The following is a 1,108-nucleotide window of genomic DNA, read 5'->3' as shown; positions in this document are numbered from 1 at the left end:
TTGGAATCCAACTCGACGCGGCCGTCGATCAAGAAGCGCTCGAATATCTCACGACGCGTCATGGCGTAGCGCAGTGCTTCTGCCAGCTTCGACTTGCCCGAGATGCGCGGCAGGGTCCGCTCCCACAGCGCGAACAGCGCAGCGACAATCGGTGCGGAGACAGCCTGGCGTGCGGCAGCGCGGGCTTCGGGGCTTTGACCGCGAACAGTCGCCTCGAGCATCCAGAGCTCCGTCATCATTTCGATCGTTGCGGTGGCGACCTCGGAGGCACCGGTCGTGTGCAGTTCATAGAAGCGGCGTCGGCTGTGCGCCCAGCATCCCGCCAACAGCGGACCATCGTTGCCGCCAGCCTTGCGTGCCAGCTTGCTGTAAGCGGCATAGCCGTCCACCTGCAAGATACCGCGATATCCCCCAAGATGCCGCTGCACACAGTCTCCGGACCGGCTGTCCTCAAAGCGATAGGCCACCATCGGCGGACCACTTCCGCCAAAAGGCGTGTCGTCGCGGGCATAGGCCCAGAGCCAGGCTTTTTTCGCGCGGCCGTTGCCAGGGGCGAGGGTTGGCAGGCTGGTTTCATCCGCGAAGACCCTGTCGCCTTTCAGGATCTCACGCAGGACATGGTCTGCGAGAATATCCAGCTCGAAGCCAACCCGGCCCATCCACTGGGCCATCAGCCGGCGGTCAAGGTCCACGCCATCACGGGCATAGATACCCTCCTGCCGGTAGAGCGGCAGCCCATCAGCGTATTTCGAGACCGCGATCTGTGCCAGCAACGCCTCAGACGGCAGACCACTCTCGATGATATGGTTTGGGGCCAAAGCCTGGATAATACCGTCCCAGCCTTTGAACGCATATTTCGGGCGGCGGGTGATGATGACCCGGAACTTCGCCGGGATCACATCAAGCCGTTCGGCCACATCTTCGCCAATCAGCACCTTCTGCTTGCCGGCATTTTCCGGCAGGTCGTCAGGCTCAATGACCACTTCAACACGCTCGAGATGCGGCGGGAAGCCTTTGCGTGGCCGGGGTGCCCGCTTCTCCTGTGAAGCCTGGCCCTTGCCCACCTGCGCCCGCAGGGCCGAGATACCCGTCTCGATCTCCTCGAAGA

The 1,108-nt window shown here is 62.7% G+C and carries 1 protein-coding gene; it reads right to left on the bottom strand.

The window, feature by feature from the left end; all coding sequences use genetic code 11:
- Positions 1–1,108 (bottom strand): IS66 family transposase (tnpC, locus tag BM131_RS19870; protein WP_090192203.1); only part of this gene is annotated, 1,108 nt, incomplete at both ends.

The organism is Loktanella salsilacus, assembly GCF_900114485.1.
GTDB lineage: Bacteria > Pseudomonadota > Alphaproteobacteria > Rhodobacterales > Rhodobacteraceae > Loktanella > Loktanella salsilacus.
Note: the sequence above shows the minus strand (reverse complement) of the source record. Positions and strands in the feature narration are given on the sequence as shown.